Below are 1,067 nucleotides of genomic sequence, written 5' to 3'. Positions count from 1 at the left end.
TCAAAGCTATTAATTGAGCGGACGAGCTCATACAACTTAAGCCACTATGTAGAAATACAAAAAAATGCGCCAACACCCAAAGTAGTGATTGATAGTGCTTTGCTATTCTCTGAAGGGGCGAGTGCATTGAATCGCTCTGCAAGCACAGCATTCCAAGATTTGTTTGCCGATTGGAATTCGGATCAGAACGTCGAGGTGTTTGTTCTAATGAGGAAGAATGTTCAAAACGAATACGTGCATAATCAAATGCATCGCTCCCTAGAGAAGGAGCGCGCAAACGCTATAAACGCGTACCTCTCTGAGCTAAACGTAAACGCACGCGTTTCGTTTGAAGGTATATCCGCGCAGCAAGCCGGCGCTCGCTAGAAAGATAAATAGACAGATAGGAAATATTCAGACACAAAAAAAAGGAGGCTTAGGCCTCCTTTTTCGTTTTGACTACAGATTAAGCTGCAGCTTCTGCTTTCTTAGCAGGCGCTTTTTTCGCTGCCGCTTTCTTAGCAGGTGCTTTCTTAGCAGCAGGCTTTTTAGCCGCTGGTTTCTTAGCAACTGGAGCTTCTTTTTCAAACTTAGCAATCAAATCTGCTGCGAATGAACCAACAGTTTTGTTTACTTCACGCGCTTTGTCAGAAGCGATTGCCAAGTACTCATCGTGCTTAGTCTTAACGGTTTCTACGTTGTAGTACTTCTCAGCATAACCGAAAGACGCACCAGCAAGAGCCTTGTATTGACCTTCAACTGCGTCGATTGCTTTTGCTACAACTTCTTGAGCTTGTTCTTGGTAGTTTTTGATATTCGCCATGATATTTTCCTCGCTTATTAAGCATCCCTAGATTTCGTAATAACAAGGCAGTCTCGTTTTTTCGAGCAACTCCCTAAGTTGAAGACAGAGTAACAAGCAGGTTTAGAATAATCATACTAAGTTTTAGATTATTCTCTTACCATTCAAAAAGAACCCATTTAGGCACTAACATTTGTGAGCGTTCTTCACGAATCCAGCCCTCGCCATCGGCAGGAACTAAGTAATACTCAGAGCCAACTTTTGGCACGACTTTGATCTCTTTTAA

At 42.5% G+C, this 1,067-nt stretch carries 3 protein-coding genes; 1 reads left to right on the top strand and 2 read right to left on the bottom strand.

The window, feature by feature from the left end; genetic code table 11:
* Positions 1-366 (top strand): hypothetical protein (locus A3739_RS29175; RefSeq protein WP_197471963.1); only part of this gene is annotated, 366 nt, incomplete at its 5' end.
* A gap of 79 nt (positions 367-445) precedes the next feature.
* On the opposite strand, the gene A3739_RS29170 is transcribed toward A3739_RS29175, so the two are convergent.
* The gene (locus A3739_RS29170) at positions 446-802 is read right to left on the bottom strand and encodes a hypothetical protein (protein WP_068480220.1); all 357 of its coding nucleotides are present in this window, start codon (positions 800-802) and stop codon (positions 446-448) included.
* A 136-nt stretch (positions 803-938) separates the two neighbouring features.
* Positions 939-1,058, bottom strand: coding sequence for a DUF2782 domain-containing protein (locus A3739_RS27920; RefSeq protein WP_082878222.1), 120 nt, complete (start codon positions 1,056-1,058; stop codon positions 939-941).
* Between the last annotated feature and the right edge of the window lie 9 nt (positions 1,059-1,067).

This window comes from Oleiphilus sp. HI0067 (assembly GCF_001635735.1).
The sequence above is the reverse complement of the archived record's forward strand: the minus strand, read 5'-3'. Positions and strand labels throughout refer to the sequence as shown.

What these genes read in the sequence shown, in the direction of transcription:
- A3739_RS29170 (WP_068480220.1), bottom strand. Translation starts at nt 802, where the DNA reads ATGGCGAATATCAAAAACTACCAAGAACAAGCTCAAGAAGTTGTAGCA.